The sequence below is a fragment of the Flavobacterium algoriphilum genome (genome assembly GCF_048158655.1).
Taxonomy (GTDB): Bacteria; Bacteroidota; Bacteroidia; order Flavobacteriales; family Flavobacteriaceae; genus Flavobacterium; species Flavobacterium algoriphilum.
In genome coordinates this window covers 221,393-247,083 of the sequence record NZ_JBLNKY010000004.1, presented here as the reverse complement: position 1 = coordinate 247,083, position 25,691 = coordinate 221,393, and the positions used below count along the sequence as shown (strand labels likewise).

At 33.2% G+C, this 25,691-nt stretch carries 18 protein-coding genes; 7 read left to right on the top strand and 11 right to left on the bottom strand.

What is annotated here, in order from left to right; translation table 11 throughout:
* The first annotated feature begins 30 nt into the window (after positions 1–30).
* Positions 31–693, top strand: coding sequence for a TrmH family RNA methyltransferase (locus tag ACM55G_RS09485; RefSeq protein ID WP_416843667.1), 663 nt, complete (start codon positions 31–33; stop codon positions 691–693).
* Positions 694–799: 106 nt separating this feature from the next.
* Positions 800–1,576 (top strand): haloacid dehalogenase type II, encoded by a 777-nt coding sequence (locus tag ACM55G_RS09480; RefSeq protein WP_416843666.1) that lies wholly within the window; start codon positions 800–802, stop codon positions 1,574–1,576.
* A gap of 318 nt (positions 1,577–1,894) precedes the next feature.
* Here the strand turns inward: ACM55G_RS09480 and ACM55G_RS09475 are convergent, their stop codons facing one another.
* The 8 genes from ACM55G_RS09475 to ACM55G_RS09440 all read right to left on the bottom strand — a co-directional run bounded on the left by ACM55G_RS09475 (position 1,895) and on the right by ACM55G_RS09440 (position 11,361).
* Positions 1,895–2,065: a type II toxin-antitoxin system RelE/ParE family toxin gene (locus ACM55G_RS09475; protein WP_416843665.1), complete on the bottom strand. Its 171-nt coding sequence runs from the start codon at positions 2,063–2,065 to the stop codon at positions 1,895–1,897.
* Positions 2,065–2,283 carry a hypothetical protein gene (locus ACM55G_RS09470; protein ID WP_416843664.1) on the bottom strand — a complete coding sequence of 73 codons (219 nt, stop codon included), beginning with the start codon at positions 2,281–2,283 and terminating at the stop codon, positions 2,065–2,067. Before ACM55G_RS09470 ends, ACM55G_RS09475 begins: the two co-directional genes overlap by 1 nt.
* 295 nt (positions 2,284–2,578) lie before the next feature.
* Entirely contained in the window at positions 2,579–4,711 is a 2,133-nt protein-coding gene (locus ACM55G_RS09465) for a KAP family P-loop NTPase fold protein (RefSeq protein ID WP_416843663.1), read from the bottom strand.
* Positions 4,712–5,138: 427 nt separating this feature from the next.
* Positions 5,139–8,480 carry a preprotein translocase subunit SecA gene (secA, locus tag ACM55G_RS09460; protein WP_416843662.1) on the bottom strand — a complete coding sequence of 1,114 codons (3,342 nt, stop codon included), beginning with the start codon at positions 8,478–8,480 and terminating at the stop codon, positions 5,139–5,141.
* Positions 8,481–8,564: 84 nt separating this feature from the next.
* A complete protein-coding gene (locus ACM55G_RS09455) occupies positions 8,565–8,786 on the bottom strand; it encodes a DUF2795 domain-containing protein (RefSeq protein ID WP_007138072.1) in 222 nt (73 codons plus the stop codon).
* Positions 8,787–9,063: 277 nt separating this feature from the next.
* Positions 9,064–9,633: a cob(I)yrinic acid a,c-diamide adenosyltransferase gene (locus ACM55G_RS09450; RefSeq protein WP_416843661.1), complete on the bottom strand. Its 570-nt coding sequence runs from the start codon at positions 9,631–9,633 to the stop codon at positions 9,064–9,066.
* A gap of 32 nt (positions 9,634–9,665) precedes the next feature.
* Positions 9,666–10,523 (bottom strand): ATP-grasp domain-containing protein, encoded by an 858-nt coding sequence (locus tag ACM55G_RS09445; RefSeq protein WP_416843660.1) that lies wholly within the window; start codon positions 10,521–10,523, stop codon positions 9,666–9,668.
* 151 nt (positions 10,524–10,674) lie between these two features.
* Complete coding sequence (locus tag ACM55G_RS09440; RefSeq protein WP_416843659.1) at positions 10,675–11,361, bottom strand: ABC transporter ATP-binding protein; 687 nt, start codon at positions 11,359–11,361, stop codon at positions 10,675–10,677.
* 363 nt (positions 11,362–11,724) lie between these two features.
* Between ACM55G_RS09440 and ACM55G_RS09435 the strand changes: the two genes are divergently transcribed.
* Positions 11,725–12,402, top strand: coding sequence for a hypothetical protein (locus ACM55G_RS09435; protein WP_416843658.1), 678 nt, complete (start codon positions 11,725–11,727; stop codon positions 12,400–12,402).
* 59 nt (positions 12,403–12,461) lie between these two features.
* On the opposite strand, the gene ACM55G_RS09430 is transcribed toward ACM55G_RS09435, so the two are convergent.
* A complete protein-coding gene (locus ACM55G_RS09430; protein WP_416843657.1) occupies positions 12,462–13,232 on the bottom strand; it encodes an O-methyltransferase in 771 nt (256 codons plus the stop codon).
* Between the two features lie 179 nt (positions 13,233–13,411).
* Here ACM55G_RS09430 and ACM55G_RS09425 point away from each other — a divergent pair, with 179 nt between their 5' ends.
* Positions 13,412–14,962: an SDR family NAD(P)-dependent oxidoreductase gene (locus tag ACM55G_RS09425; RefSeq protein WP_416843656.1), complete on the top strand. Its 1,551-nt coding sequence runs from the start codon at positions 13,412–13,414 to the stop codon at positions 14,960–14,962.
* Positions 14,963–15,157: 195 nt separating this feature from the next.
* Positions 15,158–15,463 (top strand): hypothetical protein, encoded by a 306-nt coding sequence (locus ACM55G_RS09420; protein WP_416843655.1) that lies wholly within the window; start codon positions 15,158–15,160, stop codon positions 15,461–15,463.
* 118 nt (positions 15,464–15,581) lie between these two features.
* Here ACM55G_RS09420 and ACM55G_RS09415 read toward each other — a convergent pair whose 3' ends face one another.
* Positions 15,582–17,444: an ABC-F family ATP-binding cassette domain-containing protein gene (locus ACM55G_RS09415; RefSeq protein ID WP_416843654.1), complete on the bottom strand. Its 1,863-nt coding sequence runs from the start codon at positions 17,442–17,444 to the stop codon at positions 15,582–15,584.
* 263 nt (positions 17,445–17,707) lie between these two features.
* On the opposite strand from ACM55G_RS09415, the gene ACM55G_RS09410 reads away from it, so the two are divergent.
* Positions 17,708–17,830, top strand: a complete 123-nt coding sequence (locus ACM55G_RS09410) for a hypothetical protein (RefSeq protein WP_416843653.1) — start codon at positions 17,708–17,710, stop codon at positions 17,828–17,830.
* Between the two features lie 456 nt (positions 17,831–18,286).
* Here the strand turns inward: ACM55G_RS09410 and ACM55G_RS09405 are convergent, their stop codons facing one another.
* Positions 18,287–22,279 carry a hybrid sensor histidine kinase/response regulator transcription factor gene (locus tag ACM55G_RS09405; protein ID WP_416843652.1) on the bottom strand — a complete coding sequence of 1,331 codons (3,993 nt, stop codon included), beginning with the start codon at positions 22,277–22,279 and terminating at the stop codon, positions 18,287–18,289.
* 384 nt (positions 22,280–22,663) lie between these two features.
* Here ACM55G_RS09405 and ACM55G_RS09400 point away from each other — a divergent pair, with 384 nt between their 5' ends.
* Positions 22,664–25,675: a SusC/RagA family TonB-linked outer membrane protein gene (locus ACM55G_RS09400; RefSeq protein WP_416843651.1), complete on the top strand. Its 3,012-nt coding sequence runs from the start codon at positions 22,664–22,666 to the stop codon at positions 25,673–25,675.
* The last annotated feature ends 16 nt before the right edge of the window (positions 25,676–25,691 follow it).

Sequence of the window (25,691 nt, the reverse complement as noted above, 5' to 3'; positions counted from 1 at the left end):
TTAGTATTTTTACAAAAAAAATAACCCGCAATGATTGATCTTGATTACCTCACTTTTCTCGAAAATATTCTGACTGATAACCGAAAAGAAAAATTCCTGAAAATATTGGAAAACAGAACTAATCATTTCACCATTGCGGTGGAAGATATTTTTCAGATGCACAATACGAGTGCGGTGATGCGTAGTTGTGAGAGTTTTGGAATACAGCAATTGAATGTCATTGAGCAACGGTATGGAAAAAGTATCGATAAAGAAATTGCTATGGGCGCTCAAAAATGGGTTGATATCAATACCTTCGACAGTATTACTAATTGTGTGGATACATTGAAAAGTAAAGGGTATCAAATAATTGCCACTACACCACATTCAACGGATTGTTTGCTGGAAGATTTTGATATTTCGAAACCGAGTGCTTTATTTTTTGGAACTGAAAGAGACGGACTGTCCGAAGAAATTTTGCAACGTGCCGACGGTTTTCTAAAAATACCCATGGTTGGTTTTACCGAGAGTTTGAACATCTCAGTTTCAGCTGCGATAATTATTCAAAACTTGACGAATCGATTGCGAAATTCAAACATCCAATGGCATTTATCCGAAGAAGAAATTTTAATAAAAAGATTGGCCTGGGCCAAAAATTCTATAAAAGATATTAAGCGCATTGAAGAACGGTATTTTGCTGAAAACGTAAAGTAGTTCATTTATATAGTGTAACAGGTATGTCATTTATTTAACGCATAATTTAAAAAGAAAAACAATGAATGAATTTAAAAACAGCAAACAAAATTTAATAAAGAGTACAATGGCAGTTGGCGAAGAAGAAGTAATTGCGCCTAGTTTGGTTGTAAATGCGAATCCAGCCGATAGTGCTGAATTTACTACTGTTTATTTCCAGAGACCTAAGGTTTTATTTTTTGATGTAAATGAAACATTACTGGATCTTAATATGATGAAAAAAAGTATTGGCGGAGCTCTTGGAGATCATCCTGAATTGATGTCGTTGTGGTTCACAACAATGCTTCAATATTCATTAGTTACAACAGTAGCAAACCAATATCATGATTTTGGAAAAATTGGAGCGGCTGCACTTATGATGGTTGCCCACAAAAATGGAATTGATATAACGGATAAACAAGCCAAAGATGCTGTTGCCGCAATCTTATCATTGCCTGCACATCCAGAAGTGAAAGAAGCACTCTTACTGTTAAAAAAAGAAGGATATAAATTGGTTGCCTTCACTAACTCCTCCAATAAAGCGGTAGAAACGCAACTTAAATATGCAGGGATACATGATTTATTTAACGATGTGTTAAGTATAGAAGATGTAGGTAAATTCAAGCCACATACAGATACTTATAATTGGGCTGCTAGAAAAATGGGGTTGAAACCGAATGAATGTATGTTGATTGCGGCACATGGTTGGGATGTTGCCGGTGCAAATTGGGCAGGTTGGCAAACGGCTTTTGTCAGCCGTCCTGGACAGCAATTGTTTCCTCTTGCAAATTTACCTGAAATTAATGAAGAGAATATTTTATCAGTTGCTCAGAAGCTAATTTCATTACCGTTTCAGCAGTTGTAATCATTGAAAAATTAAAGAACGGATTGCGCAATTCAAACATTGATTGGCATTTATCCAAAAATGAAATCTTAGAAAAATGTTTGGCTTGGGCAAAAATTCCATAAAAGACATTAAATGAATTGAAGGACGGTATTTTGAGGAAAACCCAAGATAGATTGGCATTGTTATAAAAAAAACAGTCAAATTTATTTTATGTGCTTTACTAATTGGTCTAGATTTTGTCTTGTATCAAAAACGGTGATAATCTCAATCTCTTTTTTGTCAAAGTTTCTCTATAGTGGAAAGTGGTTTGTTTTGTTGCAACACATTTAAAAAGCCTTAAAATACGCAAGATTGCGGGCAACTTTCAGGTTGATTAGAAATTTGTTCAATTTTAGAAGTTAGCTTTTTAATAAAATCATTTCGAACTTTCAAATTCCAATTCTCTAAAAGAAAATCATTCAACTTTAAAAGCTTATTTTCAGCTAATTCTGATAAAAATACTTTCATTAAGAGATTTTTTTCAAAAAGTCATTGAACGCAACTCTTTTTCCTTTATTTAACTCTTTTATCCCTTTTTCAATTTCTTCTTGTTTGGGCACACTCAATTCATCCCAAAAATCAACTTTTTCTCTTTGGATGAATTCTGTGATTTTTTCGATGAATTTGTCATTCTCAATGTTGAGAATGATTTTTACCAATTCTATTTTAGAAGATTGAATAACCATTTTATTTATTTCTTAAATCCAAAGTCACAAAAAAATAGTCACAGATATTCCCATCGCATTGTCTCTCCATGAATTGTAGTACCTATACTGACAAAGTATAGTTTACTCAAATTTGTTTTTTAACGGTTAGCTGAGTCATTGCGAAGAACGAAGCAATCAAATCCAGTATTTCGACAAAGTAAGTGACAAGTTTGCGGAAGTATATAGTTTTTAGTTTAAGAAACCGCGTTACAAACGCTACGATGATGTTCCAAATTAAAATGGTACTCGTTGCAAACGAGCACCAGAGTGGGTTCTATTCTATATCTTTTTCGTACCAATATTTAAATTGTCTAACAATATTGATGTCGCTTTGTTTGTTTTCGTGTCGCCTTGTCCATTTTACTTCGTCTGCTGAAAGTTCTTCATCACTAAAGAGTTTATTTGCAATTTTTGTAATGTAAAATTTGTCGAATAATGAAATAAAATATTTATAATTATCTTCTGAAAAGTCAGTTTTGTATGGTCCTATAACAGCAGTACTTGTTGCTGTTGGGACATAAGTTTTTATTAAATCTAATAAAGCGTGTGGGTTTTTATCTAGTATTTTTTTTACATATTTCTCTAGACTATTTTTGTCTCGCTCAAACCAAGATGTAAATAAATCATTAGCGTGTTCAGGAAATTTTTCAAAAATGGAACTTTCTGTAGATTCGTTGATTGCTTTTTCTAAAAGAATTTTATTAAGTTCGATGTAATTTTCATCAGAAAATAGTTTTTGGTCAGTTCCATTCTCCTCTTGAAGCCATTCATATAAATCAAATGCAAAATTGAATTTTGATGAACCTGACAACAATTCCCTCGCAAATTGATATTGTTCTTCTTTGTTGTCGTGTTTTTTGATTAGTTGAAATACAAAAATTGCCGCTTGCCCCTTAGGAGCTCCGAAAGACAAGAAAAAAGTTTTCTGCGATGACGGAAAAAATTCAGAAATATCTGAAATGCTTTTTGATATTTTTTTCGATTTTTCCCAATCAATATCTTCTTCAATACTTCTTAATTTATATATTACATTATCAGGTGTACTTTGGTCAAGTAGTGTTTTTAAAAACTGTGTGACTTTATCAGAGTCTAAAGATATTAGTTCATCTATAAAGTTTTGAAAGACAACATCTGAAATTTCACCTTTCATCACAGAGTAACTAAAATATTTATTAAAATATTTTGGAGAAACTATCCGCTTATTTTTGAACCATTCATCTGTAATATTTCTATCAGTTAAACTATGTATTGTTGTATCTTTTTGTATTGGAAACAGTTCGTTAATAAGTCGTAATGCGCCTGCTTTTTGTCCTGAAGTATATTCTTGACCTAAATCATTAAGTAAATTCTGTTTAGATTCCTTGCTATCTTTTTCAAATATTTGGTTTATTGAACCAATAAATAATTCAGCATTTGATTTAATAAATGAATAATATTCAGGATAAAATATTTTGAGTGCTTCAATCAACATTAAGTCAACAATATTAACTTCTCTGTATAAAAGAGGCATTGAAAAAGAAAGTGTATTTCCATATCTAACTGCTAATCTCGGAGTGTCCAAACGAATTAATATATTAGTTGTAAACTGATATGCGAAGCGACGTATTTCTTCATTTGTTAATTGGATTTTATTAGAATTTATAGTTGCATCAATTATTTCGAAACAAAAATCCTTGAGTGATTCTGGTTGTGCAGATGGAATTTTCAAAGGGACTTGAATTATTTTTTCAAGAAAATTTTGTCCAGATTTTTTATTTCCTTGCTCAAAACGTTCTCCAATTGCAGTAGCCACCATTTCTTCGTCGAAAGATAAAATATATGTTGTATTTGAAAAGTCAGCTGTTAATTTAACTAACCTAAAAATAGAATGAATTTCTGATTTATCTAATCTGTCAATATCATCAATGAAAATAACTATTTTACTACTAGTGTCTTTAAGGATTTTTTCGAGTCTACTTTTAAGAGTTTCTAAATCAACATTATCTAAAACATCTCCTGTATTTGTAATTGCCTCTCCAACGTTACCAATAAATGGAATATCTATATTTAATAATTTACCATATTTTTTTAAAATTTCACCAACTTGTTCATTTTTTGTTTTTAGTTTTGAATCCAGAGTTTCTGCAAGTTTTTGAAAAAATTGAATAAGTAAAGAATTTTCATCGCTATAACGCCAAGGATTGAATTTAATGCAAATTATATTTTCATTTTTCAATAATTCAGATTCAATAAAATTTAACAGTGAGGTTTTACCTTCACCCCAAGCTCCATATAAGCCTATAACAATACAATCTTCATTTTCCCTATCAATTATTGTTGTTGCTACTCTTTTAGCAAAATCATACCGTTGAAATTTATCTTCAATCTGTTTTGAAATTGGTCTATCAGCAGAGAATTCTTGGTTCATAGTTTAATCGTGTTTTGAAATTGCAGGTAACTAGTAGATAGGTCTGATAAACGTCAGGCTTTATTTATTTTCAAATATATAAATTAATCGTGAAAAATCTTATAAATAGGAATGAGTACTAAATTTATTCTCAAAGATATATTCTTTGACTTAAGGATCATTACGGAAAACCGTAAACGGACTTATTCATCACAAAATTCCTAGCCCCGACAGCAGCGGAAAGCCTATGCCGGATGAAAAGCACTTTTTTATGGTGGTGGCAGAGCGACCAAAGGAAGCTCCTGCCAGCGGCTAGAAAAAGGGTTTGAAACCAAATAGCTTGCAGCGTAGGGCGGGAATTGCTCCTGAAATAAATTCAGGATAAAAAAAATCCCCCAACTACTTTCGTAATTGGGGGATTTAATTTTATAGAAAAATGGAACGGTTATTAGTTCACAATAACCCATTGCCCTGAGGCGATTAAGCTTTCGGCTTTTTTGAATTTCATTTCTTGTGTTTGTCCGTTAGCCACGTTTTGAATGGTAACGTTGTCATTGCGATTGATTTTTGGCATATCTCTCACGATAGTTTCTGTTACTTGTCGTTGTTGCGTTTCTCCAGCTTCACGATTTATATTTTCGCTATTTGGAATTTCGTCTTTACTTAATTTATAGTCTTCTTTCTGACGAACTTCTTTTGCTTCTTGAATTTGTTGATTCTCTTGAGCCGGTAAGTCCCCTTTAAATAAAAATGAGATAACTTCTTTATTTACATTGTCAAGCATTGCTCTAAATAAATTGAATGCTTCCAGTTTGTAAATAAGCAATGGGTCTTTTTGTTCGTGAACGGCTAGTTGAACCGATTGTTTCAACTCGTCCATTTTACGCAAGTGTTTTTTCCAGGCTTCATCAACAATAGTTAAAGTGATATTTTTTTCGAAATCAGCAACTAATTGATTCCCGTTGCTATCGTATGCTTTCTTCAAATCAGTAACCACATTTAAGGTTTTGATTCCATCAGTGAATGGAACTACAATACGCTCAAACTGGTTGTTTTTATCTTCGTAAACATCTTTTATGATAGGGAACGCTTCTCTGGCACTTCTTTCTGTTTTCTCGGTATAAAATTCTAGTGTCGCTTTATAAATTTTACCGGTTAATTCCATTTCATTTAATTTCACAAACTCACTTTCGGAAACCGGAGAAGTGATAGAGAAATAACGAATTAACTCGAATTCAAAGTTTTTGAAGTTATTTGTCGCTTTGTTTTCGTCAATAATCAATTCACAAGTATCGTAAAGCATGTTGGCAATATCCAATTTCAAACGCTCTCCAAACAAAGCATGACGACGACGTTTATAAACTACTTCACGTTGTGCATTCATAACGTCATCATATTCCAATAAACGTTTACGAACACCAAAATTGTTTTCTTCTACTTTTTTCTGAGCACGTTCAATAGATTTTGTCATCATAGAATGCTGAATCACTTCACCTTCCTGCAATCCCATTCTGTCCATCACTTTAGCAACTCTTTCAGAACCAAACAAACGCATCAGGTTATCTTCAAGAGAAACATAGAACTGTGAACTTCCAGGATCACCTTGACGACCGGCACGACCACGCAACTGACGGTCCACACGACGTGAATCGTGACGTTCCGTTCCAACAATCGCTAATCCACCCGCCGCTTTCACTTCGGCTGATAATTTGATATCGGTACCACGACCAGCCATGTTTGTAGCAATTGTTACCACACCGGATTTTCCTGCTTCTTCAACGATTTGAGCTTCTTGTTTGTGCATTTTTGCATTCAATACATTGTGCGCAACACCTCTCATTTTAAGCATTCGGCTTAATAATTCTGAAATCTCTACCGAAGTGGTTCCAATTAATACGGGTCTTCCTGCATTAGATAATTGGGTTACATCCTCAATTACAGCATTGAATTTCTCACGAGTAGTTTTATAAATAAAATCTTCTTTGTCTTTTCTGGCCATTCCTCTGTTAGTAGGAATTTCTACTACATCCAGTTTGTATATTTGCCATAACTCTCCTGCTTCAGTTACTGCTGTTCCAGTCATACCGCCAAGTTTACTGTACATTCTGAAATAGTTTTGCAACGTTACTGTTGCAAATGTTTGTGTAGCAGCCTCAATTTTTACGTTTTCTTTAGCTTCAATTGCTTGGTGTAAACCATCAGAATAACGACGACCATCCATGATACGACCGGTTTGCTCATCAACAATCATGATTTTGTTGTCCATGATTACATATTCAACATCTTTTTCAAATAAAGCATAGGCTTTCAAAAGCTGCGTTAACGTGTGAATGCGCTCACTTTTAATTCCGAAATCTTGGAATAATCTTTCTTTTTCTTCTGCTTCTGTATCTTTATCCAGTTTTTTCTTTTCGATAGCTGCAATTTCAGTTCCAATATCCGGAAGAACGAAAAAGTCAGCATCCGTATCTCCTGAAAGGAATTTTATTCCATTATCAGTCAACTCAACTTGGTTGTTTTTTTCTTCAATTACAAAATACAATGCTTCATCAACTTTATGCATTTCGCGATTGTTGTCCTGCATGTATTGGTTTTCGGTTTTTTGAAGCAATTGTTTGATTCCTTCTTCACTCAAAAACTTAATTAAAGCTTTATTTTTAGGTAAACTTCTGTACGCCCTTAATAATATGAATCCACCTTCTTTGGTATTTCCTTCTTTGATTAATTTTTTAGCTTCAGATAAGAAACCGTTAGCCAACTGACGTTGTAAACTAACTAAGTTTTCAATTTTTGGTTTCATTTCCATGAATTCATGACGATCTCCTTGTGGAACCGGTCCTGAAATAATCAATGGTGTTCTCGCATCATCAATTAAAACCGAATCAACCTCATCGACAATGGCATAATTGTGTTTTCTCTGAACTAATTCATCTGGCGTATGCGCCATGTTATCTCTTAAGTAGTCAAAACCAAATTCATTATTCGTTCCGTAAGTGATGTCAGCATTATAAGCTTTTTTTCTTCCTTCAGAACTTGGTTGGTAGTTGTCAATACATTCAACAGATAAACCATGAAATTCGAATAAAGGCGCTTTCCAGGTACTATCACGTTTTGCCAAGTAATCATTTACGGTCACTAAATGTACCCCGTTTCCAGTCAAAGCATTTAAGTACAGCGGTAAGGTTGCCACCAATGTTTTTCCTTCCCCCGTTTGCATCTCAGCTACTTTTCCTTCATGCAAAACCATTCCACCTATTAACTGTACGTCATAGTGAATCATATCCCAAGTAATTTCCTTACCGGCAGCACTCCAAGAATTAGCCCAAATTGCGTTGTCACCATCTAAAGTGATGTAGCTTTTAGTTGCTGAAAATTCGCGGTCTTTTGCAGTTGCAGTTACAACGATTTGGGTGTTGTCTTTAAATCGTCTAGCCGTTTCTTTTACTACGGCAAATGCTTCAGGAAGAATTTCCAGTAACGTTTTTTCCGAAATATCATAAGCTTCTTTTTCCAGCGCATCAATAGCGATATAAATATCTTCTCTTTTATCAATGTCTTCAATGCTTTCCACTTCTTGTTTCAATACGTCGATTTTCGCATCTTTTTCAGAACGGGCTTGTTTTATTTCATCTTTGAAAAATGCGGTACGCGCTCTAAGTTCATCATTAGATAATGCCATTAGAGGATTTTCAAAAGTTTTAATTTTGTTAAGATAAGGCTGTAAAGCTTTTACATCTTTTTGAGATTTATCTCCAACAAAGACTTTAATGATACTGTTTATAAAACTCATAATATGTTTTTATTTCTATTTGTGTAATTGTGTAAATTTAAACAAAAAAAAAGCCTCTTTTGAGACTTTTTCTTGGTTTACTTTTTAATATTCATCCTCATTCCAAAGATAATCTTCGTCTGTAGGATAATCTGGCCAAATTTCTTCCATTGATTCATATATCTCGCCTTCATCTTCTATAGATTGAAGGTTTTCTACTACTTCTAATGGAGCTCCTGCTCTAATAGCGTAGTCAATAAGTTCGTCTTTGTTAGCAGGCCACGGGGCATCACTTAAATAAGATGCTAATTCTAATGTCCAATACATCTGTTGTCGATTTAGTTTTGTGCAAAAATAAATTTTTTACTGAAAAAGACAAGTAAAAAATCATTTATTTTAATAAAAAGTTAAGAACATGTTTATTGATTGCTGATTTTTGATTGCGGATTAACGATTTTTGATTTTAAAATATGATGTTTCACGGTTTTAAATCGCTTATAGTCATTTCAATTAAATAATAGATTTAACTTTTCAGTAATCTGAAATGCTTAACCAGTTCACTTTCAATGCTAGGGTCAAAAATCGTTTATCTTCAATCTGATAGCTATTTCCTTGGAATCCATTGCACTTCCGCAGCGTTCAAGTCATGAGACAACTTTCGTGCCAACACAAAAAGATAGTCAGATAGTCGGTTCAGATACTTGATTGCGATTTCAGCAATGGGTTCATTGTGGCTTAAATGGACTGCTAAACGCTCTGCTCTACGACAAACGCAACGTGCGATATGACAATATGACACGGTTGTATGCCCACCGGGAAGTACAAAATGGGTCATCGGTGGCAATGCTTCTTCCATAGTATCAATTTCATTTTCCAACAATTCAATGTCGGATTCTATGATTCCTAATTTTTTTAAACGCAATTCCCCGTTTTTCATCACCTCTTTTTCCGGAGGCGTGGCTAGTATAGCACCAACGGTAAACAATCGATCTTGAATTTCGATAAGGATTTCTTTGTAATGGCTATTCATTTCCTGATCCCGAATTAGACCTATATGGGAATTCAGTTCGTCAACAGTGCCATAACTTTCTATACGGGCATGGTCTTTTGGTACCCTGGTTCCGCCAAAAAGTGCTGTTGTTCCTTTATCTCCCGTTTTTGTATATACTTTCATCTGCCGTTTATTTGATTTTAAAAAGAACAAATTTAGGGTATTAATTCCACTATTGCTGTTACAAATCTATCCAGTGAACCTTCACTGAGATTGAAATACAAGTCGGGTTCAATGCATTCAATTTCCATTAAATAAAGTTCATTATCAATTAGAATTCCATCTACACGGGCATATAATAGGTTGTCCTTAAAGGTGTCAACTACTTTTTGAGCTTTCTCAACCATCTCTAGACTTGGTTGAACCAAATTGTATTTTCCTCCAAATAACGACTGTACTCTAAAATCGCCATCAACAGGTTTTTTATTCACCGCATGAGAGAATTTTTTATTAAAAAAAATAAAAGAGGTTTCACCCAACGTTTGAATTTGGGGCATGAATTCCTGTAAAAGCAGCTCTTTCTGCGAAGCTATAGCTGTATATTGTTCGTTTATCTTTTCAATATCCGATCTTTCAAAAACTTCTGTGAGATAGGAACCCGCAGAAAAGGCAGGTTTTATAACTGCTTTTTTCCAATGTGAGGGAATACGTTTTGCTAGATTGAGATTGTCTGTTTTATCTATAAATACAGTTGGAAGAATTGTGATTCCTTGCTTTTCCATTTCACGCAAATAAAACTTATGAATGTTTTGCTTAATTATTTCAATGGGGTTAAGCGTTTTTATTCCTGATTTTTCTATATGGTCCAGCCAAATATTAAATTCGGTTTCTTTTTCGAAATAATCCCAGGTATTGCGAAAAATTAAATAGTCGAAATCAGACCAATTAATGGTTTTGTCACTCCAAATAACTGGTTTGGCTTCGATATTATGTTTCGCTAATACAGGAATTAATTTTTGATCTTCGGGATTTAAATCGGGAAGTTTTTCGCAGGTTAGTATGGCGATTTTCATTTGCTATGATTATTTGGAATTTTAAATATAATTGTAAGTAGGGTTTCCTAGCCCGGATAAAAGCGGCATCCTCTTTCTTGACATTCAAACGAAGGAAGAATGGCAAGAAAGAGATATAGCGTATAGCCGGAAAAAGCTCCCGAAAAAAAAACTATTTAGTAGTGTCGCTTTCAATAAGTCCGTCACGCAAACGAATAATTCTATGTGCATAAGCCGCGATTTCCTCTTCGTGCGTTACCAGAATAACAGTATTTCCATTGGCATGGATGTCTCCAAAAAGTTTCATGATTTCTAATGATGTTTTACTGTCTAAATTTCCGGTAGGTTCATCGGCAAGAATGATAGATGGTTTGTTGACCAAAGCCCTTGCAATAGCCACACGCTGGCGTTGTCCACCCGAAAGTTGGTTGGGTTGGTGGTCCATTCTGTCGGCAAGATTTACTTGTTCCAAAACTTCAGTAGCCCGGACATTTCTTTCGGATTTAGAATAACCGGCGTAAATCATGGGTAAAGCCACATTATCTAGGGCGGTTGTTCTTGGCAAAAGATTGAAAGTCTGGAAAACAAATCCTATTTCCTTATTGCGAATTTCAGCTAATTCATCATCTTTCATTTGGCTGACATCTTTTCCGTTCAAAATATAACTCCCGGAAGTGGGTGTGTCCAAACAACCTAATAAATTCATTAAAGTAGATTTTCCGGATCCTGAAGGCCCCATTAATGCCACGTATTCCCCTTTATTTATTTGTAAATCAATGCCTTTTAGGACGTAAACGATTTCATTCCCGAGTACAAAATCTCGTTTGATATTGGTTATTTTGATTAAGGGGTTTGCCATTGGAATTTTTGATTGCTAATTAACGATTTTTGATTTTAAAAGTACAAAAGACTTTTGAATTATTAATAAGTAGTTGTTTTTTAAAATTTGTTACAAGTTTTCTGGTCAATTTGGAATAACGGAATGATTTATAAACGAGCACTTTTTTTGTTTTTTTATATTTCTCTTAAAACACGATTTTTTAATAAATAAAATCGCTCTTTATTGTTTTATACTATTTTTTTAATAATTTATATAATTCACACCTTATTTCTTTTTATTTCATAATTATATGGGTAATTTATAATATTTTTGTATTTAGGGTGATTAATTATCAATATTGCTTAGCTTTGTTTAAATAATGTTTAATCAAATCAAGAAATTATGGAAAGTAAAAAGTTATTATTAGGTGTAGCGTTAATCGCTTTGGGATTTACCTCTTGTAAAGATGAAAAAGCGGAACAAGCAGAGAAAACAGTTGATAGCTATGTTATGTACGTAGATTCAGTAGGTAATGTTGCTGCAGAAGACGCGAAAGGAAACTGGCAGGGAATTGAAGCTACTTATGAATTGAAAAGCGGAGAAGCTGAAGCTGCGATAGCAAACATGAAAGATAATGCAAAAGCGCAAGAGCGTCTTGATGCAAGTAGAGCCAAATATGAAGCTTTAAAAACCAAATATGAAGCTTTAAAAGCACCAGAGCAACCAACTACTGATGTAACAATTAGCTCAAAACAACAATTAAGAAATGCTTTATTTGGTCAAGGAAAAATTGGGGATGACATGAATTTTAGCTGGGTAAATGCAGCGAATATACATAGTGTTTACCAACAATTTATCCATACTACTGAAGATAATAAAGACAGTTACACACGTGAAGACTGGGATGAAATTAAATTAATGTACGAAGCATTGGACAGCAGAAAAAATACTGTTGAAAAAGAAGGACTTTCGTCTGAAGATAACAGAAAAATTGCGGCTTTAAAATTCAAATTTGCTCCAATGTTGAAAGTGAATAGAATGGGAGCAAAATCAGGAGAAATGAAAAGAGCAAAAGAATAACAGACTTACTGATTCAAGGTTAGAAATGACAGCCAGCAATGGCTGTTATTTTTTTTGCATTAAATGCGAATTATAAAGTGCTCTTTGGGCTGTTCTCTTCTAAAAAATACTAATCCCCATTGAAAAGTGTCAATTGTAACAGTAACTTTTGGATGTTTTTTTATGATTCCCCAAGTTTCTTCCATTTCTGGTGACCAATGAATGTCGTCAAAAATCCACACGGTTTCATTAGTAATCGTAGGAAGTAATAATTCGAAATATTCTAAAGTAGCCTGTTTTTGATGATTACCGTCGAAATAAATTAGGCTTTGGGTTTTGAGTTTTTGAGTCAAATAACTGTTAAATTCTATTATAACGGAATTTATATCGGTTAAACTAAATTCTCTGAATTGATTTTGGGCAATTTTTGCAGTTTCCGGACAACCTTCTAATGTTGTAATTTTTGCTTTTGAATTACCTAAAAAAAGGGCAGAAGAAGCCAAACCTAATGACGTGCCAATTTCTAAAATAGATTCTGGTCGTAAATATTTCGTAATTCTAAATAATAATTGGGCGCGCTTCGGAGAAATTCCGGCTGTTTTTGCAATCATAAAGATTGCTCTTTTATTCGATTTGAAAACTTTCGAACCTGCACCAAAATCAGTTACTTCAATGGTATTGCTGTTTTCTAAAAGGGAGTTTCTATACTTTTTTAAAATAGCATATTCTGGTTTTAGTTTTTTGTCATAAAAACATTTCGTCAATAAACTAAATACGAACGGTGAATGTACCGCATGCTCATTTTTTGAGTGCCAAAGGAATTGTAAATACGATTTTATTTGGAATAACATAGAGACATTTGCAAAGTAGTGGCGAAGATACGAAAAAGAAGCTAAGAGAGAAGTTGCAGGATACAAATTAGCAACAGAGAAGAAGTGACGCGCTAAATTCTGAACTATGTAACTTTAAAACTTTAAGTCTATATTTGCACCCTTGGTATTTTTGCTAATAAAAATGCCGATTTTATATAATGATAACAACAGCAATAGAAAATAAGACTGCCATAAGCTCGGAAGAAATTGACCGATGCATCACTATTTTGGCACAATTAAATACTGATACAGATCAAATATTTGATATCCCGAAAGAACAACGAACAGCCTTAATCAAAGCGGCAGGAATATTTTCCAGACCCGATCGTGACGAACTTTCCCGTAGAAAAAAGGACGGGAAACTGGTAATCAAACGGAAAATGGAAAAGCGGGACAGAACCGCCCGTAAAGAAACCGGAATCCGTCATGCCCGTGAAGCGAGTGTTTTTGTGGCGCCAAAGTTGTTGGCTATAAACCATCTCGCTCTTAAAGCACAATTTGAACTGGAAACTCCCAGAAATTGTTATGTATGTAAAACCGAGTTTACTAAAATGCACCACTTTTATGATACGATGTGTATCGATTGTGGTGATTTTAATTATGCCAAACGTTTTCAAACCGCAGACGTAAAAGGTCAAGTCGCTGTCATTACGGGTTCTCGCTTAAAAATAGGGTATCACATTACGTTGATGTTGCTGCGTGGTGGAGCGACTGTTATTGCTACGACTCGTTTTCCGGTGGATTCGGCCTTGCGGTTTTCTAAGGAAGATGATTTTATGGAATGGGGACATCGCTTGAAAATTCATGGATTGGATTTGCGACACATTCCCAGTGTGGAAATTTTTTGCAATTTCATAGAGCAAAAATACGAACGATTGGATATCTTGATTAATAATGCGGCGCAAACAGTAAGACGTCCCGCAGGATTCTACACCCATTTAATGGAAAATGAAGCCCTTTCTATCGCTTCTTTGCCAAAACAAGCACAAGAGTTATTGCTGGATCATACCAATTGTCTGGATGAATTAAAAGTATTGACAGCAGGAGTTTCTTCCAATCAAAATATGCCGGTAACCTGGCATGGACCAGAACCTGGAATTGGGTTGCGGGCTTCCGCCAAATTATCCCAGATTCCGTATTCGTTTGATAATGCACTGGTGGCAAATGAAGTTTTTCCGGAAGGGCAACTTGATGCCGATCTGCAACAAGTAGATTTAAGAAAAACCAACAGTTGGCGTTTGCGATTGGGACAAATTGAAACGACTGAAATGATCGAAGTGCAGTTGGTGAATTCAGTAGCGCCTTTTGTATTGTGTAACCGACTTTCCGAAGTTATGAAGAAAGACAACACGGGACAAAAGCACATCATCAACGTTTCGGCAATGGAAGGAAAGTTTCATCGTTTTTTCAAGGAAGACCGCCATCCGCATACCAATATGGCCAAAGCCGCATTAAATATGTTGACCCATACTTCCTCAGGGACTTTGGCAAAAGACGGAATTTTTATGAATGCAGTAGATACCGGTTGGGTAACCGATGAGGATCCTGCCGAATTAGCCAAAAGAAAACAGGAAGAAGAAGACTTCCAACCGCCATTGGATATTGTTGATGGTGCCGCACGGGTTATGGATCCTTTGTTTGACGGTATTAATACAGGAAAACACTGGTGCGGGAAGTTTTTGAAAGATTACAATCCTATTCCTTGGTAAAAGCCATAAAGTTTATGAAATTTTTAGAGTTTTATATTAGGTTCAAAACCGTTTTATTAATTAGGTTTGTTATAATTATTAATTTAGGGGCTGTTATTCTGCAGTTTTCTTTATATTAGTATCTTTAATATAGAATTCAATAAATATAAAAGTTGAGCATTAGCTAATTTAACCACATTTTAATTTTAAAATACTATGGTAATAGAGTATCAAGGGGAACAAAACGGAATTCCGACAAAATTTACTGTAAGAATCATCGGAAATAATATATCGAAAACGAGTTCGAATTACCAAATTGATTTATTGGTAGGAGACAAAAAATTGCCGACTTTTAAGACATTAATCCATAAGAGTTTGTCTAATTGTTTGAAAGAGGTTTACTTGTTCCGCAAATACAACGGTATCAAGTTTGATGCTTCTTCCGAAATAGTAGCGCCTAAAGTAACCCTTTACGATTCGATTTTATATAATTATCATAAGAAGACCTTATTTTTGGCGTAAACCATTACAAAGGCCACGAGTTTATAAAATGAAAACCACAACAGAATTAGATTTTGTTGTGGTTTTTATTTCAATTGCTATTTGTAAAGTTTATTGTTTAAAACTGTAACTGAACACTCTATCCTTCTATCTTCGCACTCAGCTCAAACCATCTTTCTTCTTTTTCTTCAATTTTATTGATGATGTTTTTCAATTCGTTGGCTTTCTTTTCAATATCGCCTTCAGCAATTTTTCCGTCTGAGAATAATTGTTCAATAGTTATTTTCTGAATCTCTAAATCCTTGATTTCTCGTTCCGTTTTTTGGAATTCTTTTTGCTCGTTGAAGGTTAGGTTCCCGGTTGGATTGTTTTGTTTCCAGTCTTTCTTATCGGCTTTGTTTTCCTCTTTTTGAGCAACATCAGCACTGTCTTCATAGGCTCTGAAATCAGAATAGTTTCCAGGGAAATCTTCCACCACACCATCACCTCTAAAAATGAATAAGTGATCCACAATTTTATCCATGAAATACCTGTCGTGAGAAACCACAACTAAGCAACCCGGATAATCCAAAAGGAAGCTTTCCAAAACATTCAGCGTTACAATATCCAAATCATTGGTTGGCTCATCCAGAATCAAGAAGTTTGGATTCTGAATCAAAACCGTACACAAGTACAAACGTTTCAATTCACCACCGCTCAATCGATCGACAAAATCGTATTGCTTTTTAGAATCAAACAAGAAACGCTCCAATAATTGTGAAGCCGAAATCAATTTGCCTTTCATCAACGGAATAAATTCTCCGTATTCCTTAATCACATCAATAACACGCTGACCCGGTTTTGGGTTAATCCCGCTTTGGGTATAATATCCTATTTTTATAGTCTCGCCAACAACCACTTTTCCACCATCAAGCGGAATGTTTCCTGTCAAAAGATTCAAGAAAGTAGATTTTCCGGTTCCGTTTTTTCCAATGATTCCAATGCGTTCCCCACGTTGAAAATCAAAACTGAAATTATTCAAAATCACATGATCTTTGAATTTCTTGGAGATTTTGTGAAGCTCGATAATCTTGCTTCCCATGCGTTCCATGTTAATTTCCAGCTCTACTTTATTTTCACGACGGCGACTTTGCGCTTTTTCCTTGATGTCATAAAAATCATCCTGACGCGATTTCGATTTTGTCGTTCTCGCTTTTGGCTGACGGCGCATCCATTCCAATTCTTTTACAAAAAGATTCTGCGCTTTATCCACACTCGAATTCTCTGATGCGATGCGTTCCTCTTTTTTCTCTAAATAATAAGAGTAATTTCCTTTGTATTGGTATAATTTTCCGTTGTCTAATTCTATGATTTCGTTACAAACACGCTCTAAAAAGAAGCGGTCGTGCGTCACCATAAACAACGTAATGTTTTCTTTAGCAAAATAACTTTCCAACCATTCAATCATCTCTAAATCCAAGTGATTAGTAGGTTCATCCAGAATTAATAAATCAGGACGATTGATCAAAATGATAGCCAGTGACAACCTTTTTTTCTGTCCACCAGAAAGATTTTTCACTTTCAGTTTGAAATCTTCCAACTTCAGTTTGAACAAAATTTGCTTATACTGCGTTTCAAAATCCCACGCATTGTGCTGATCCATTCCGTCAAAAGCTTTTTGGTACGCTTCTTCGTCTTCAGGATTTTCTAATGCTTTTTCATACGCCTCAATCACTTTCAAAGTCTCATTATCCGAAGCAAAAATGCTTTCTTCGATGGTCAATTCGTCTTGCAAATTGTTATTTTGCGAAAGGAAAGCCATTTTTATGCCTTTTCTCAAAACTACTTGTCCTGTATCAGACTCTTCTAAACCATTAATAATACTCATAATGGTAGTTTTTCCAGAGCCGTTTTTGGCTATGAAGGCAATTTTTTGGTCTTTATTGATTCCAAAAGAAATGTTTTCAAAAAGCGTTCTTTCTCCAAAAGATTTCGAGATATTTTCGACAGATAAGTAATTCATGGTATAATAGTTCTTAAAATAAAGCTTTTATGTGTGTTTAAAATGAAGAGGTCTTTAATTAGGTCTCTAATTTTAAATAGGAGTTTAATATTGACGGTGCAAAGATACCTTTTTTGAATCAAACAAAAAAGATAGCTTTACACTATCCAGAGAAACGCATCAGTTTTATTTTAAAAAATTATTAATTTAAGAAAGAAATAACTTGTTAAATAAACTTAAAATTGTTTTATTAAACAATTTTTAATCAATAATATAGGTGTTTTATGACAGGTAAAATATTAATAGAGCTGCTTGAAATTGAAAATGGCATCTTAACCTTTGATATTATGGGGTATCAGACTGATATTACAGATAAAATCATTGAGAAAAAAGCGGATTATGTTTAGCTGTAAAAGGGAATCAACCAAAACTGCTTGAAGAAATTGAAGATGAATTCAGATTTACAAAAGATATTAGCCACTCCGAAACTATGGAAAATATGAGCAGAAAAATAATTGAAAATAGAACCCATAACTTTTTTGTTAATTACTAAAATAGCACTAAATTTTTTAGAGAATGACAATTCTTCAAAATTAGGAATTAAAGGAAAACACCTTAAAGCTGGCTAGAGTAACAGTTATCTTGAAAAATTATTGGGTATTAATAAAAAACTCATGCGTTTGCCCTGTTACACTATCTCTTACGTTAAATTTTTAATAATTTATTGACCTTATACCTTTTTCTATTACTAAAGGTCAATATACGTTTATCTTTGAAAATATTTCATATTTCCCAATTGTGTTTTAACTAGTAATTCCTAAAACCAGCATTGTTTCTTTAGTAGTTCCATATTGTTCTATAATTTATTTTTTTAAATACTCGATCTCCAATTTATTACTCATTGAATTATTTAATGTTTTAGAAATATAATCCGAAGGTGACAGTTTGAAGTGTTTTTGAAAATTCCTTCCAAAACTAGTTTGTGATTTATAACCCACAATATCAGCGATTTCATACATTTTATAATCATCATTCAACAACAATTCAGCAGCTTTTTTTAGCCTAACCAAGTTGATTAATTCATTCGGGCTCATATTTGAAATATCTTTAATTTTTCTATATAACGTAGATCTACTCATATTCATTATTTCAGAAAGTGATTCAACACTTAAATTTTGATCCGCAATATTTTTTATAATTTCTTCATCTAATTTTTTTAAAAAGTTTTCATCTGTCTTATTGTTTGCCATGCTTTTGATATGAGAAAGAGGAGAGCTAGCATAATAATTCATTATTTGTTTCCTGTTTTCGATTAGATTTGAAGACTGAACTTTTAAGTATTCCATAGAAAAAGGTTTAGCAACATACGAATCTGCTCCAACTTCTAACCCGTCAATTTGGGATTTTAGGGAATTTTTTGCGGTTAGTAATATTACAGGGATATGACTTGTTTCAAGATTGGTTTTAATTTTTTTACATAGTGTAATTCCATCCATAATAGGCATTTCTATATCGCTTATCACTAATGCAATATTTTCGTTATGAATTATTTTAAATGCCGCTTCTCCATTATTCGCTTTTAAAACAAAATAAAACGGCAGCAATTCTTTGGTTATAAAATTTAATAAATCTTCATTATCTTCTACAACCAGTATAGTCGTTTTTTTATTTTTTATTACGGGTTCTATTACTTCACTCTCATTACTATCGATGTCTTTGGCAAGACCGTCATATAGCATAAATTCTTCTTCTTGACGTAAAGGAACGACGAACTCAAATACATTCATTTTTGGTTCAGAAAAAACCAGCTGCAAACTACCATTATGAAGCTGCGTTAAGGACTTTACTAAAGACAATCCAATTCCGGTTCCGGAATTATTATCCATATTGTCTACTCTAAAAAAAGGTTCAAAAATCTTGTCTTTCAAATAACTTGGAATTAAATCCCCATCGTTTTTAACTGTTAATTTTAGTTTTTTATCGTCTCTGATTAAACTCACAATAACTTTGTTTTCTGAATATTTGATTGCATTATTGAATAAATTACTGAGTATTTTTTTTAAGGCTTCTTTGTCTATATAAGCGTAAATGTCTTTATCGCTTAATTCTAATTCAAAATCAATATTTTTCTCTTCAATAAGTTGACTAAATCTCAAATGCATGTTCCTGACCAATGCTGATATATTTACTTCAACAAAGGTTAGTTTTAAACCGCCAATTTCTGTTTTTCTAAAATCTAAAAGTTCATTTACAAGTTTTAATAATCTTGAGGTATTCTTTTTCATTATAGAGAGATTTTGCGGAATCTCGGGAGTTTGATATTCAAACTTTAAAAGTTTTTCTAAAGGGCTTATAATAAGTGTTAGCGGTGTCCTGATTTCATGTGCAACATTTGTGAAAAATTCTATCTTGGCTTGATATATTTCTTTTTCTTTTTCGTCATTTAAATGTTTAATTTTCCTGTCATTTTTTTCTTGGCTTAAATTAGTAGAATAGCGAATAATCAGGAACAAGCCGTAACAGATTAATATAAAATACAATAGATAAGCATAAGTGCTTGCCCAAAATGGAGGTAGTATTTTTATTTTAACAGCAATTTCTTTACTCCAAACACCAAAACTATTGCGTGATTTTACTTTAAAAACATAGGAGCTGGGAGAAAGTTCAGTAAAGAAAACTTTATTGTTTCTTTCTAAGTAAACCCATTCCTTGTTTACATTTTCTAATTTATACCAATATTCTGTCAACTCTGCTCCGGTATAATTTAATGCTGAAAATTCAATATTAAAAGAAGATTGATTGTGTTTTAATTCTAGTTCGTCTATATGCGAAATAGATTTTTTTATGGGAGAGTCAATATCGTTTGGTTGCACTTCTTGATTATTTATCTGTAAACTAGTTATAAAGATTTTTGGAGCGTATTTGTTTTTACTAAAATGTTTAGGATTGAAGCTAATCATACCGTTTAAGTTGCCAAAATACATATCTCCATTAGTGTCCTTAAAAGCAGAATTGTAGTTAAATTGATCACTCAATAAACCATTTGCGGTTGTGTAAATTTTAACACTATTGTTTTTAGGATTAAACTGGACTAATCCTTTAGAGGTTGTTATCCATAAATTTTTCTTGTCATCTTCTAAAATAGAATAGTAAACATTGCTTGGAAATCCTTTTTTGGTGTTGAATTTTGTAAAAGTTCTTGTTCTTTTGTCAAATAGATTTAAACCGTTTTCTGTGGCAATCCATAAATTTTTCTTGGTGTCCTCAAAAATGGAGTTGATAGAATTATTGCTTATTCCTTTACTATCTTTATAATTGTATCTAAAAATTTCTTTTTTCTTATTTTTAGAATTGTAAAATAATAATCCATCTCTATAGGTTCCCGCCCAATAATTCCCATCATTATCTTCCTTAAATGAAGTATAATGCATGTTTTCAGGGAAATTCTTTAAAACATCAAAATTGTCATTTGTTTGATTGTATTTGTAAATTCCAACGGAGGTTAACACCAAAAAATCTTTATTTTTAGTTTCATAGAAACTAAAAATAAAATTACTTTTAAGAGCTCCTATTTCATTGCGCGCATTGTAATGTTTAATTACTTTTCCGGATTTACGATCCATTACATCTAAACCATGTTCAAAAGTACCTATCCAAATATTTTCTTTTCGAGGCAGTAAAGCATGAATGTTGTAATAGGATACTGAACCAGAAGTACCCTTTGTTTTATAAGTAGTAAATACCTGAGTTTTCGGGTTGAATTTATTGAGTCCTGCGTCTTCAGTTCCTATCCAAAAATCGCCTTTATCATCTTTTTGGATTTCTCTGACAGCGCTTCCGCTAATCGAATTTTGATTGTTCTTAGGGAAGTATTTTTTAAATTGCGTGTATTGTTTCTGATGATAGTTGATACCTCCAAAATAAGTTCCAATCCAAACTCCATTTTCTTTATCAATAGTAATAGAATAGGCCGCATTATCTGAAATACTAAAAGGGTCGTTGAAATCTTTTTTTAGATTCGTGTGTTTTTTTGTTTGAAGATTATAAATATAAACGCCTGATTCGCTTGCTATCCAAATTTCATTTTTCCCATTTTTTTTGAATTGTCTTACAAACAAAGGATCTTTAGTGGCAAAAGGTAAGCAAGATGTACTTTTATCTATGCGATTATAGGAAAGAACACCACGATCTTGTGTTCCTATCAAAATATTGTTTTTGTCTAAAGCATAAATTACTGTTATTCTATAAGGTGCGTTATTATAATTTAATGGTACGGTCTCGAATGATAAACTTTCCTCTGAATAATGATATAACTTGTTTAAAGAAGAAACCCATATTTCTCCTCTTGTATCTCTGGTAATAGAAGTAGCTATGAAATAATTATTTGGATTAAATGTAGTGGTTTCGTTTTTTGCAGTTGAATATTTATAGAGAATATTCCCTGAAATGAACCATATATTGCCGTGTTTATCATGCTCAATTGCTGCTATTCTATCATTAATGGCTTCGTTCTGAATACTAAAACTATCTAGCTTTTTATTGTATTTATACAATCCTTTGTCAGTTCCTACCCAAATAATACCTTTGTATTCATGCAAAGATTGAATGTAATTGCTTCCTAAACTATGAATCGGGTCTGAATTACTTCGATAGGTCTTGAAACGATACCCGTCAAATCTGTTTAAACCATCTTTTGTCCCAAACCACATAAATCCATCTTCATCTTGTAATGATGTCAAAACAGTATTATTTGAGAGACCTTCTTCTACTTGATAATGCTTAAAATAATATTCTTGCGCTTGCAAAGAATCTATGGTAAAAATAAAAAAAATACAAAAAAATAAGAATTTACGCATATTAATGATTTTGATGTTTTATACTGACTTCAACGAATCGTCTCAATTGTATTCCAAATGATGCAAATGTCTATTTTATTTGAACTAAACAGATAATTTGCACCAATAGTAGGAAATATTGACACAAATGAATTGATTTTTTTTGAATAAAAATGACCTAATTTGAATTTTAAATTAAAAGATATTGATAATTAATTGGCTTTAAAATTATTATATCTATAAAAAAAATCAACAAAAATTCACATTATTAATTTACAAAAAAAATGAAACACATTTTATTGGAGAGCAACATGAATTGCTTTTTTGTTCGAATCAGAGACGATTAAACTCTCGCAATTATTTAATAAACCAAAATAAATTAAAACTATTTAATATGAAAAATCAATGAAAACAAAAATCAACCAAATTTTAAAACAGAGATATTACCTCTTACTTTTTTTTAGTTTTTTACTACAACAAAGTTATGCTCAAGAGCAAATTAAAATTACGGGAAAAATAACAGCTGCTGTCAATGGAGATGGTATTCCACTTGCCAATATTCTTGTGAAAAATACTTCAAACGGTACCGCAACAGATTTTGATGGAAATTTCTCCATTATGGCTAAACTAGGCCAAGTGCTTGTTATTACCTATCAAGGTTACAAAACGAAAGAGGTTACTGTAAATAAAGAAACTGTAATCAATATTTCTTTGGCTGAAGATATTCTTGCTTTGAATGAGATTGTAATCGTAGGATATGGCTCGCAAGAAAAGAAAAATCTTACTGGCGCAATTTCAATAGTCAAAGCGGACGAAATTCAAAAAAGACAAGTCACTACAATGGCCGAAGGCTTACAAGGTTTAGTTACCGGTGTTAAAGTTCGAGGCGGAGGAAGACCCGGTCAGGAAGCCAGTATTGAAATTCGTGGACTTAAAAATCTTCAAAACGCAAACCCTCTTTATGTTGTTGATGGGTTAATTACTACTGCAAACAGAGATTTTAATCCAAACGACATTGAAACCATTCAGGTTTTAAAAGATGCTTCTGCAGCTGCAATTTACGGTTCCAGAGCCGCAAACGGTGTAATTATTATTACCACTAAAAAAGGTAAAAAAGGTCCTATGAAAATTGAAGTTTCTTCAAAAACAAGTTTTTCAACAATGCCGAAATATGATTTGATGAGAACAGAAGAATTTTCGAAATTTAATTTTCAAGCCTATGATAACGCCGTTATTCCGAGACAAAACTTAAACCTTGGCGTAAACACGGATTGGCAAAAAGAGATTTTTAAACAAGGATTGCTTCAGGATTATAACGCCAGTTTTTCAGGCGGTGGAGACAATTCAACTTTCTTCATGTCAGCAAACTATTTTGGAAATGAAGGAACTGTAATCTCAACTGATTTTAATCGTGTTTCTTTTAGAGTTAATTCAAGCGGTACTAAAGGAATTTTTAGTATTGGTGAGAACTTGGCTATCAGTAATTCAAGAACTGATGAAATGTCAGGTAATCCAATCATAGATTCATACCGATTATTCCCAACCATACCTGTTTATGATGAAGCTAATCCGGGTGGTTTCGGTTATGGAAAACAAGGCGTTGCAAATACTTTTGGAACAAATCCAATTGCACTTGCCAATTTATTAGACACTAAAAATGAGAATTTTAGAATTAGAGGAAATTTATGGTCTGAAGTTAAATTGGCTTCTTTTTTAAAGTATCGCTTTAATTTTGGATACGAAACCAGTTTCGACAGTTACAACTTTATTAGAAAACTAGGAAACTGGACATTAAATCAACCATATGAACAATCATTCATTAACCAAAATAAAGGTCGTTCAGAAACTAAATTATTTGAAAACACATTGACTTTCAAAAAAGAATTTGGAAAACATGATATTACCGTTTTGGTAGGTCAAACATTTCAAAAAGACAATTACGAACAAATTTATGGTACCAAAAGAAATCTTTTAGTTAACCCAAGTACAGGTCAATATTTTGATGTTTTAAATTTAGGAGACCAAGCAGAAGTTGGTGGTTTTAGAAATGAAGCTGCATTAACCTCTTATTTAGGAAGATTAGAATACAACTATGACGACCGTTATTTATTTAATGCTGTTTTCAGACGTGACGGTTCTTCAAAATTTAGTGATGCTAACAAATGGGGGAATTTCCCGTCGGCTTCATTAGGATGGAGAATAAGCAACGAATCCTTCTTTAAATCTGAATTTATAAATGATTTGAAACTAAGAGCCAGTTATGGTGAATTAGGAAGTGGGAATATTGGAAACTACGAATACCAAGGATTTATAAATACTTTTGGGGCTATTGTTCTTGGAGATGGACAAACTTTATATCCATCAGCAACTCAAGTGCGATTAGCAAACGCTGAATTGCGTTGGGAAAAATTAAAACAAACCAATATTGGAGTGGATTTAGGAATGCTTGATAGCTCTTTGCGTTTAACTGCTGATTATTTTATTGCACGAACCGAAGATGTTTTGTTTGGATTTCCAATATTAATGACAACTGGTAATGACGGAGGAAATCCTATTTCGAATGCAGCTACAGTAGAAAACAAAGGATTTGAATTGGATTTAAGCTACAGTAAAAAAATCAATGATTTCTCATTCAATGCTTCTATAAACTTTACAAAAGTAGATAATAAATTGGTTTCTCTAGGTAACGGACAAAACGAAAGCATTCAAGGAAACACGATGACAAGAGCTGGGAATGCTGTAGGAATGTGGTATGTATTAAAAACTGACGGATTATTTCAAAATCAACAAGAAATTCAAAATTATGTGAATTCAGCAGGAGCAATAATTATGCCAAATGCACTACCTGGTGACATTCGATTTAAAGATGTTAACGACGACGGAGAAATTACAAACGAAGACAAAGACATTGTAGGCAGTCCTTGGCCGGAATTTGAAATGGGTTTTAATGCCGGTGCTTCATACAAAGGATTTGATTTTTCTATGAACTGGATTGGTTCACACGGAGCAACTGTTTACAATGGTTTTAGAAGTACGGTTGACCGTTTTGATGATGACAGTAACTACAGAACTGGAATTCAACCTTGGACACCTGAAAATCCAAACACAGATTTTCCTAGAATTGTAAAAGGAACTACCTTAAATGCTAGAGGTGATAGTGACCGATTTTTAGAAAGCGGTGATTTCATCCGACTTAAATACATTGGATTTGGTTACAACTTACCTGAAAATATTTTACAAAAAGTAGGTTTAACAAGTGCCCGATTTTCTTTATCTGCACAGAACGTGATTACAATTACAAAATATTTAGGATTAGATCCTGAATTCAGTAATGGTAATATTTTTGAAAGAGGTGTAGATGTAGGTTCTTTTCCAAACCTAAAAACCTATTCGTTCGGTGTGGAGTTTAGTTTTTAATTTTAAAAAAATAGCA

Coding starts and splice junctions, on each gene's coding strand:
- secA (WP_416843662.1), bottom strand. CDS start 8,480: ATGAGTTTTATAAACAGTATCATTAAAGTCTTTGTTGGAGATAAATCT.
- ACM55G_RS09440 (WP_416843659.1), bottom strand. CDS start 11,361: ATGGCAAACCCCTTAATCAAAATAACCAATATCAAACGAGATTTTGTA.
- ACM55G_RS09405 (WP_416843652.1), bottom strand. CDS start 22,279: ATGCGTAAATTCTTATTTTTTTGTATTTTTTTTATTTTTACCATAGAT.
- ACM55G_RS09455 (WP_007138072.1), bottom strand. CDS start 8,786: ATGTATTGGACATTAGAATTAGCATCTTATTTAAGTGATGCCCCGTGG.
- ACM55G_RS09445 (WP_416843660.1), bottom strand. CDS start 10,523: ATGAAAATCGCCATACTAACCTGCGAAAAACTTCCCGATTTAAATCCC.
- ACM55G_RS09485 (WP_416843667.1), top strand. CDS start 31: ATGATTGATCTTGATTACCTCACTTTTCTCGAAAATATTCTGACTGAT.
- ACM55G_RS09415 (WP_416843654.1), bottom strand. CDS start 17,444: ATGAATTACTTATCTGTCGAAAATATCTCGAAATCTTTTGGAGAAAGA.
- ACM55G_RS09450 (WP_416843661.1), bottom strand. CDS start 9,633: ATGAAAGTATATACAAAAACGGGAGATAAAGGAACAACAGCACTTTTT.
- ACM55G_RS09480 (WP_416843666.1), top strand. CDS start 800: ATGGCAGTTGGCGAAGAAGAAGTAATTGCGCCTAGTTTGGTTGTAAAT.
- ACM55G_RS09465 (WP_416843663.1), bottom strand. CDS start 4,711: ATGAACCAAGAATTCTCTGCTGATAGACCAATTTCAAAACAGATTGAA.
- ACM55G_RS09425 (WP_416843656.1), top strand. CDS start 13,412: ATGATAACAACAGCAATAGAAAATAAGACTGCCATAAGCTCGGAAGAA.
- ACM55G_RS09410 (WP_416843653.1), top strand. CDS start 17,708: ATGACAGGTAAAATATTAATAGAGCTGCTTGAAATTGAAAATGGCATC.
- ACM55G_RS09420 (WP_416843655.1), top strand. CDS start 15,158: ATGGTAATAGAGTATCAAGGGGAACAAAACGGAATTCCGACAAAATTT.
- ACM55G_RS09435 (WP_416843658.1), top strand. CDS start 11,725: ATGGAAAGTAAAAAGTTATTATTAGGTGTAGCGTTAATCGCTTTGGGA.
- ACM55G_RS09475 (WP_416843665.1), bottom strand. CDS start 2,065: ATGAAAGTATTTTTATCAGAATTAGCTGAAAATAAGCTTTTAAAGTTG.
- ACM55G_RS09430 (WP_416843657.1), bottom strand. CDS start 13,232: ATGTTATTCCAAATAAAATCGTATTTACAATTCCTTTGGCACTCAAAA.
- ACM55G_RS09400 (WP_416843651.1), top strand. CDS start 22,664: ATGAAAACAAAAATCAACCAAATTTTAAAACAGAGATATTACCTCTTA.
- ACM55G_RS09470 (WP_416843664.1), bottom strand. CDS start 2,283: ATGGTTATTCAATCTTCTAAAATAGAATTGGTAAAAATCATTCTCAAC.